This is a genomic window from Devosia sp., assembly GCF_040509215.1.
Classification (GTDB): domain Bacteria; phylum Pseudomonadota; class Alphaproteobacteria; order Rhizobiales; family Devosiaceae; genus Devosia.
Window position 1 is genome coordinate 1 of sequence record NZ_JBEVLL010000312.1, and the last position, 7,906, is coordinate 7,906.

The window sequence follows — 7,906 nt, forward strand, 5'->3', positions numbered from 1 at the left end:
ACAGCGTTAGCCGAGGGATTTTAAGTCCCTTGTGTCTACCAGTTTCACCACGCCCGCTTGGCTCGGTGGCCCGTGTTTGTCACAAGGCGATGCGCAAGACAATTGTGCCCAGACGATTCTCAACCCCGGAGACAAGATGATCGAACGCATCGAAACCGGCATTGCGCCATCCTCCGCGCCGATCAATGACGCCGTGCGCGCCGGCAAGCATGTCTGGCTCGTCGCCATCGCCGAAGACCCGGTCACCGGCGACATCGTCGAAGGCGGCATCGAGGCCCAGGCCCGCCGCTGCATTCAGAATCTGGAGATCGGCGTCAAAGCCGCCGGCGGTACGCTCGCCAATCTCGTCATGGTGCAGATATTTCTCACCGACAGCGCCGATGCGGCCGGCATGAACGCAGTCTATCGCGAATTCTTCACCCAACAGCCGTTCCCGGTCCGCGCGACCGTCGTCGTCAAGGAACTGCTGGCCAAGGGTCTCAAAATCGAAATCACAGCCACGGCGGTATTGGACTGATGCTGCTCAAACTCGCGCTTCTCGAAGACATCAAGGCTGGCAAGGTCGACGTTATCTTCCGCCGCTGGAATCGTCCCACCGTAAAACCCGGCGGCACGCTCAAGACCAAGCTGGGCCTCCTGTCGATCAAGTCGATCACCGACATGAGTGCTGACGACGTTACCGATGCCGACGCAAAGCGTGCCGGCTTCAAGGACATGCCTGATTTCCGCAAATGGCTCGACACGATGAAGGAAGGAAACCTCTTCCAGCGCATCGAAGTGGCGTTCGAAGACTGATCAGAACGGCGTCGGCGCCACGAAGGTCATGAACTCGCCCGTGGTCGGATGGGTAAAGCCCAGTTCCGCCGCGTGGAGTTGCAGCCTGTCCGCCGCCGTGAAATCGTCGCCTTCGGCATAGAAGGCGTCGCCGAGGATGACATGGCCCAGCGCCTTCATGTGCACGCGCAACTGGTGCGTGCGCCCGGTCAGCGGCACGAGTTTCAGCCGCGTCGCATTGGCCTCGCGCTCGATCACTTCCCACTCGGTCTTGGCGTGGCGGCCATTTTCATAGTCGACGCGCTGGCGCGGCTTGTTTTCCCAATCCGTCGCCAGCGGCAGGTCGATGACGCCGCTGTCCTCGGCAATTACGCCCGAAACCCGCGCCACATAGCTCTTGGTCGTCTGCCGATGCTCGAACTGGCTGCCGATTCGGCCATGAGCGCGTTTGTTGAGCGCCAGCGTCAGAACCCCAGACGTATCCTTATCGAGCCGGTGGCACATGCCCGCCGTTGGATAGGTTTGGCGCGCGCGATATTCCACGCAGTCCCAGAGGCTCGGGTCCTTGCCGGGCACGCTGAGCAGCCCGCTCTGCTTGTCGACCACCAGGATATCGTCGTCCACATGGATGACGTTGAGATAGGGATCGGTGGGCGGGAAATAGTCGAGCAATGTGGGCATGGGACCGGGCATTTGAGCCCTCTAGCAGAGGTTCGCCTGTTTGACCAAGCGTTTGCCGCCGATAGAAGGGCGCGGTAAGGTGCCGGCATGTACAGCACCACCTTCCCAACGGCGCTCGGCGAATTTGCCCTGGTCTGGACCGACCGCGGCATAAAGCGCGTCTTCCTGCCCGGCGGCGAGCCGGCGGAAGTCGCAGGGCGCCTGGCAAAGATGGGCGCTGAACCCGGTGAGCCCACGCGCGCGATCGCCGCCGTGCTCGATCAGGTTGAAGACTATGCCGAAGGCGAGGAGATCGACTTCGCCTCGGTCAGCCTCGACCTCGAAGGCGTGCCAGAGTTTCATCGGCGTTGCTACGACATCCTCCTCACCATCGGCTGGGGCAAGACCACCACCTATGGCGACATGGCGCGCCAGCTCGGTGATGTCGGCCTTTCCCGTGCCGTTGGGCAGGCCATGGGCGCCAATCCCATTCCGCTGATCATTCCCTGCCATCGCGTGCTTGCCGCCGGCAACGGGGCAGGCGGGTTCTCAGCCCCCGGCGGAACCTCGTCCAAACGTGTCATGCTGGCACTGGAGGGCGTCAGCATGGGCGCCCCGCCCGGCCAGATGCAATTCGCCTTCTGAGGAGCACCATGGCTTTTTCGTTCGGCCACCGCAGTCGAGTGGCGCATCAGGTGCGAGAGATCGCCAGAGACCAGATCGACAAAGCACAGGAACTCAGTCAGGCGGGCGACGACTTTGACAAAACGGTGCATGAGCTGCGCCGCCGCTGCAAAAAGATCCGCGGACTGCTCCGCCTGATCCGTCCCAATTTTTCAGATTTCGACGCCGAGAACGCCTGTTTCGCCAAAGCGGCCGACTCGCTGTCCGCCTCCCGTGACGCCGCCGTGATGGTGGAGACCTTCAATCTCGTCTCCAGGGACCTGTTGCCGGACAACATTTCCGAAACACGCGGGACGCTCGAGGACAATGTCCGCCGCATCTCTGCAGAACAGGACCGCGCCACGCTCCTGAGCCGTTTCGGCGATACCATGGACGAGGCCGCAAAGCGGGTTAAGCACTGGGACCTGGACGGCCGCGGCTTCGCGCTTCTCGCGCCCGGCCTCCACGATACCTATGGGCGCATGCGCAAGCGCATCACCGCGGCCGAAGAGAGTGGCGAGGACGAAGCCTTTCACGATTGGCGCAAGGATACCAAGAGCCACTGGTTTCATATCAGTCTCCTGGCGGCCTGCGCGCCTGATGTCCTTGGTGCCCGCAGGGATCAGCTCGATCAACTCGGCGAATATCTCGGCGATCATCACAACCTCGCTATCCTCGCCGAGGGCGTCGTGACGTTGACTGGTTCGCTTGACCGGCCAGTCGCCAAGGCGATCGACAGGCACAGGGCCGACCTTGCCCAAAAAGCTCTCGCGCTCGGTCGGCAATTGACCGTCGAAAGCCCATCGGCCCTCGTTTCGCGCGTCGAAAAATTCTGGAAACTACTCCCAAAGGACGACTGATATGGCGCAGGAAATCGAGCGCAAATTCCTGGTTTCCAGTGATGACTGGAAATCGGCGGTCGAAAGCTCGGCCCGCCTCCAGCAGGGTTATTTGTCTACCAGCGCCAAGGCCACGGTGCGCGTGCGGATCTACGACGACAAGGAAGCAATGCTCACCCTCAAGGGTAAGGCCGTCGGTATTTCGCGCGCCGAGTTCGAATATGCCATTCCGCTCGAAGACGCCCGCGAGCTGATGGAAATGTCCCGCCCTAACGTCATAGAGAAGCGCCGCTACAATGTGCCTTTCGAAAACCACCTATGGGAGGTCGACGTCTTCGAAGGGCACCATGCCGGCCTCATCATTGCCGAGGTGGAAATGGGCTCGGTCGATGAGCACGTCCATCTGCCCGATTGGGTCGGCCTCGAAGTGTCGGAAGATGATCGCTACGCCAACGCCAGCCTGTCCCGAACCCCTGGAATTCCCAGATAAGTTCGCATAGCGCTTGAACAGTTCGTTCAGTGCATTTGATCTCGATCATGGTTGTGCTGTCGCGTGGGGCGCATATCTCCAGGGGAAACCAATAGGAGAATGCTATGTCCCAGGATTTCGCAGGCAAGGTCGCTTTTGTAACGGGTGGTGCCTCGGGCATCGGTGAAGCCGTGGTCAAGCAGCTCGCGGCGCGCGGAGCCAAGGTCGTGGTGGCCGATCTCAAGCTCGATGGCGCCCAGGCCGTCGTCAATTCGGTCAAGGCCGCTGGCGGCGAAGCCGCTGCCGTAGCCGTTGATGTTTCCAAGATCGATCAGGTCGAAAAGGCAGTTCAGTTCGCCGTCGACACCTATGGTGCGCTCCATCTCGCAGTGAACAATGCGGGCATCGGTGGCAAGGCCGCCAAGGCAGGCGAGTACACCTTCGAAGACTGGCACAAGGTCATCGACGTCAATCTCAATTCCGTCTTCTATTCCATGAAGTACGAGATCGCCGCCATGCTGAAGGCCGGCGGTGGCTCTATCGTCAACATGGCTTCGATTCTGGGCACCAACGGCTTCGCCGGTGCGCCCGCTTATGTCTCGGCCAAGCATGGCGTCGTCGGCCTCACCAAGGCTGCCGCCATCGACTATGCCAAGGAAGGCATTCGCGTGACCGCGGTCGGCCCAGGTTTCATCGAAACCCCGCTCCTCGGCTCCGCCACGCCGTCGGAAGTGCTTGAGGGCCTTCGCGCAAAGCATCCGGTTGGTCGCCTCGGCCAGTCCGACGAAGTCGCTGCGCTGACGCTGTTCCTGCTCTCCGATGCAGCCTCTTTCATCACCGGCTCCTACCATCTGGTCGATGGCGGCTACGCCGCGCAGTAAACCGCTTGCAGGGTAGGGGGGTGCGATACTAGACAGGACGCACCCTCCGCCTTGTGACCTCACCAAAATGCCCAAGCAGAATATCGCGGCCGCCCTCTGGCTTTCCACGGGCGGACTTGCCGTGATGTCGGCCATGTCGGCTGCTATCCACGAGGTCGCCGGCGAGGTGTCAGTCGGCCAGATCATCTTCTGGCGCAGCTTTGTCGCCCTCGCGCCGACCCTGATCTATCTCGCCATCCGGCGCGAGCTTGGCCAGTCCATCCGCACGCGCTATCCGCACAAGCATCTGGTCCGTGGCCTCTTGGGCTGTGCGGTAATGTTCTTTTCATTCGTGTCGCTGCGCTATCTTTCGGTTGGCCTTGCCACGGCGCTGACCTATCTGGCCCCGATCCTTTCCATCGTTGCCGCCATGCTCTTCCTGCGCGAGCGGCCGGGCGCGACCATCTTCGTCGGTGTGATTCTAGGCTTTGTCGGCATTCTGCTGATGCTTTATCCCACGCTCGTCGGGGCCGAGATGCGCGACGGCACCTTGATCGGGGTTGGCGCCGGCGTCGCCATGGCCGCCACCAATGCGCTCTCCCGCGTGCAGGTAAAGGATCTCACCCGTACCGAGCCGCCCGCCAGTATCGCTCTGTCCTTTGCGCTCATCTGCTCGGCCGTTGGCCTCGCTTCGGCGCTTTTCGGTTGGGTCGAGTTGCAGCCCGGCCAATTCGCGCTGCTCGCCAGTGCCGGTCTTTTCGGCGGGCTTGGCCACGTCTTGATGATGGAATCGGTTGCCCGCGCGCCTGTGTCGGTGCTGGCGCCCTACGAATACACCGGCATCATTTGGGCCTTCGGGTTCGATCTCGTCTTGCTCGGCATCGTCCCAACACCCTGGGCGCTGGCCGGGGCGCTGATCGTCGTCGCCGCCGCCGCTCTCGTCGCCTACGGGCAGGGCAGGTTCTTCAGAAAGCCCACTTAGATTTCGAGTCTCGGACGCAGCTCAGGGATGTGCACGCGGCCATGGCCGAGACGCTCCAACGCCGCAAAGATGGTCGGCCCGTCGATGACCTGATGGCTGTGATTCACACCCTGCGTCACGCGGTCTGCCAGAACCTCCTCGACCGCCAACGCCGCTACGGCCGCAGTCACCGCCGCCTCGCGCCGGCCGAAAAAGAACGCATCCTGCGCCACGTTTCGTCCTTCGCGCGTGCCATGCGCCGTCACCGAGAGCACGCATTTGTCCGACCCGAATGTCGGCATGTGGCTCACGCGCTCAACCAATTTCTCCATGGTGGCATTGCCGGCAAACGTGCGGCCCAGCCAGAAGAGCAGGCCCGAAAGGAGGGCGGAGTCATAGGTGACACGCGTGACGGTACGGACACCCGGCATCGTTCGAGCCAATGCATGCTGGTCGGCAAAGTTCATGAAGTAGGCGGTCCGCCTGCCAAAGTCCGGACCGAAATCGATGAGACTGTCATCTCTTGGAGCCAGTGGGTCAAACATGTTGTGGGTGGACCAGGCTATCGCGGCCGCTCCATGATCGTCTCCGGTACCCATCAAGATGCCGATCTCGATACTGCTGACGTCGTCCAGCTCCTTCGAAGCGGCGGCCGCCAGCAAATTGGATAGTCCGGGCGCCAGCCCCAGTGAGAGCACCACCGGAGAACTCACGGAGAGCGCCTCGACCTTGCGGAAAAACGCGTCCCCAGCGGTAACATCAATGTAACCGATCCTGCGCCGAGCGACCTCCGAAGCGAAGTTGGTATCGGTCTGGTCGATGGAGACGACAACGAGGTCAACATCCTCCAGCGCCGCGCCCCATGTGTCCGGTGCACGAAGATCGATCACGCGCGCCTTGAACCTCGTAGCCTGTCCCTTGGCCATGCTCCGGCCGGCGACGATGACGCGGTTCTCTGGCTTAGCGGCAAGCATCTTGGCGATCTGGCTGCCCACGGCGCCATAGCCGCCGACGATGAGGATGTCTGGCATTTTGTAACTATTCCAGTGCGTTGCCTGCACCGAGATAGGTATTCGAAAGCACCTTGGTTGGCCGATGCTACGAAACGCCGCTCCAACGTGGGAAGGTTTGCTTATTGCCAGCGCTTGAAGCTTTTGAGGTGCCCCAGCGAGCCTGTCACGGTCGTGACGATACGATTGACCGGGTCGGTCACCGGCACCACCATTACGTTCTCGACCGCAGGATCAGGCACTTCCAGCGTCGCAAACTGGCTCTCGAGCAGGCTCGTCGGCATGTATTCGTGGTTGCGCTTGGCCATCCGCTCGGCGATTACTTCCCGGCTGCCATCGAGATAGACGAACAGCACCGGCTCGCCGGCCTTTTCGGTGATGAAATCGCGATAGGCTTTCTTGAGCGCAGAGCAGGCGCCGACGGCGACACCTTTCTTCTTCTCGGCAGCTTCCTTCAGCGCTGCCGCCAGCGCTTCCAGCCATGGCCACCTGTCGTCATCGGTGAGCGGAATGCCGGCGCGCATTTTCTCGACATTGGCTTCCGGATGATACTTGTCGCCATCGAGAAAGGGGGCATGCAGTGCTCGCCCGAGCGCAGCGCCAACCGTCGACTTTCCCGATGAGCTGACGCCCATCACGATGATGATGCGGGCTTGTTCAAACGACTGCGGTGAAGGCGCCATCGACATAGAGAATGTGTCCGTTCACAAAACTGGAGGCATCGGATGCGAGGAAGATGGCGGCGGGCCCCAATTCTTCCACCTCACCCCAACGTCCCATCGGAGTACGCTGTTCCACCCAGGCATTGAAGGCCGGGTCGGCGATCAGCGCCTCGTTGAGATCGGTCTTGAAGTAGCCTGGCGCAATCGCGTTGACGTTGAGCCCCTTGCGGGCCCAGTCCGCCGCCATGCCACGCGTGAGATTGGCAATCGCCGCCTTCGCCGCGCCATAGGGCGCTGCGGTCGGGCGAGCGTGATCGGTCAGGATCGAACAGATATTGATGATCTTGCCGCGCCCGCGCTCGATCATGCCCAGCGCCACGGCCTGGCTGACCGAGAAGGTCGCCGTCACATGCGTCGCCATGATCTTCTCGAAGTCGTCGTGCCGAAAGGTCTCGAGCGGCCCGCGAATCTGCATCCCGGCATTGTTGACCAGAATATCGATCGGCCCGATTTCGCTTTCGCAATGCCGCACCGCTTCGCCAACGCTTTCGGGGCTGGTCACGTCGAAGGCGAGGGCGGTTACATCCGCACCGGTCTCGGCCAGATCCGCAGCCGCGGCGCCCAGCGCAACCTCATCGCGCGCATTGAGCACGATCTTGGCGCCGGCGCCGGCCAGCGCCTTGGCCATGGCAAATCCCAGTCCGCGACTCGAACCGGTCACGAGCGCGCGCCGTCCAGTCAGGTCGAATGGCGAACGTTCGCCCATGCTCTTGTTCCTCCGCACGTCGTGCCTTCATAGCCATCGGCCATGGCGCAAGGCAAGTCATGCTCAAATCTTCCATACAAGAATGTGAAATGGTCGAAATTTGCACGATCCGCACTTTCATCATCTTTCGCTTTGTGGTCATTGTCGCCCCCGAGTGCTATGCACCCTGCGCATGGCCCAAAACGCCTCGGACGGCGACGAAGACCTCGGAAGGAATGCTTCATGGCAACTGCGGATATCGG

Annotated in this window: 12 protein-coding genes; 8 read left to right on the top strand and 4 right to left on the bottom strand. The window is 61.7% G+C overall.

The window, feature by feature from the left end:
- The first annotated feature begins 136 nt into the window (after positions 1 to 136).
- Together ABW043_RS17435 and ABW043_RS17440 are read left to right on the top strand one after the other, a co-directional pair.
- Positions 137 to 517, top strand: coding sequence for a RidA family protein (locus tag ABW043_RS17435; protein WP_353922467.1), 381 nt, complete (start codon positions 137 to 139; stop codon positions 515 to 517).
- The gene (locus ABW043_RS17440) at positions 517 to 795 is read left to right on the top strand and encodes an ASCH domain-containing protein (RefSeq protein ID WP_353922468.1); all 279 of its coding nucleotides are present in this window, start codon (positions 517 to 519) and stop codon (positions 793 to 795) included. Before ABW043_RS17435 ends, ABW043_RS17440 begins: the two co-directional genes overlap by 1 nt.
- Here ABW043_RS17440 and ABW043_RS17445 read toward each other — a convergent pair whose 3' ends face one another.
- Positions 796 to 1,467 carry an RluA family pseudouridine synthase gene (locus tag ABW043_RS17445; protein ID WP_353922469.1) on the bottom strand — a complete coding sequence of 224 codons (672 nt, stop codon included), beginning with the start codon at positions 1,465 to 1,467 and terminating at the stop codon, positions 796 to 798. It lies immediately after the preceding gene.
- A gap of 75 nt (positions 1,468 to 1,542) precedes the next feature.
- On the opposite strand from ABW043_RS17445, the gene ABW043_RS17450 reads away from it, so the two are divergent.
- The 5 genes from ABW043_RS17450 (at position 1,543) to ABW043_RS17470 (ending at position 5,247) form a co-directional block, all read left to right on the top strand.
- Entirely contained in the window at positions 1,543 to 2,079 is a 537-nt protein-coding gene (locus ABW043_RS17450; protein WP_353922470.1) for a methylated-DNA--[protein]-cysteine S-methyltransferase, read from the top strand.
- An 8-nt stretch (positions 2,080 to 2,087) separates the two neighbouring features.
- Complete coding sequence (locus tag ABW043_RS17455) at positions 2,088 to 2,957, top strand: CHAD domain-containing protein (protein WP_353922471.1); 870 nt, start codon at positions 2,088 to 2,090, stop codon at positions 2,955 to 2,957.
- Position 2,958: 1 nt separating this feature from the next.
- The gene (locus ABW043_RS17460) at positions 2,959 to 3,426 is read left to right on the top strand and encodes a CYTH domain-containing protein (protein WP_353922472.1); all 468 of its coding nucleotides are present in this window, start codon (positions 2,959 to 2,961) and stop codon (positions 3,424 to 3,426) included.
- Between the two features lie 104 nt (positions 3,427 to 3,530).
- A complete protein-coding gene (locus tag ABW043_RS17465; protein WP_353922473.1) occupies positions 3,531 to 4,286 on the top strand; it encodes an SDR family NAD(P)-dependent oxidoreductase in 756 nt (251 codons plus the stop codon).
- 67 nt (positions 4,287 to 4,353) lie between these two features.
- Positions 4,354 to 5,247 carry a DMT family transporter gene (locus ABW043_RS17470; RefSeq protein ID WP_353922474.1) on the top strand — a complete coding sequence of 298 codons (894 nt, stop codon included), beginning with the start codon at positions 4,354 to 4,356 and terminating at the stop codon, positions 5,245 to 5,247.
- Here the strand turns inward: ABW043_RS17470 and ABW043_RS17475 are convergent.
- From ABW043_RS17475 to ABW043_RS17485, 3 genes are all read right to left on the bottom strand, one after another.
- Positions 5,244 to 6,257, bottom strand: a complete 1,014-nt coding sequence (locus tag ABW043_RS17475; protein ID WP_353922475.1) for a saccharopine dehydrogenase NADP-binding domain-containing protein — start codon at positions 6,255 to 6,257, stop codon at positions 5,244 to 5,246. The genes ABW043_RS17470 and ABW043_RS17475 overlap by 4 nt on opposite strands.
- 101 nt (positions 6,258 to 6,358) lie before the next feature.
- Positions 6,359 to 6,919, bottom strand: a complete 561-nt coding sequence (locus ABW043_RS17480; RefSeq protein WP_353922476.1) for a gluconokinase — start codon at positions 6,917 to 6,919, stop codon at positions 6,359 to 6,361.
- The gene (locus tag ABW043_RS17485; protein ID WP_353922477.1) at positions 6,894 to 7,664 is read right to left on the bottom strand and encodes an SDR family oxidoreductase; all 771 of its coding nucleotides are present in this window, start codon (positions 7,662 to 7,664) and stop codon (positions 6,894 to 6,896) included. The genes ABW043_RS17480 and ABW043_RS17485 overlap by 26 nt, the downstream gene beginning before the upstream one ends.
- Before the next feature lie 59 nt (positions 7,665 to 7,723).
- Between ABW043_RS17485 and ABW043_RS17490 the strand changes: the two genes are divergently transcribed.
- Positions 7,724 to 7,906, top strand: a 183-nt coding sequence (locus tag ABW043_RS17490; RefSeq protein WP_353922478.1) for a hypothetical protein, incomplete at its 3' end; no start/stop codon positions are given.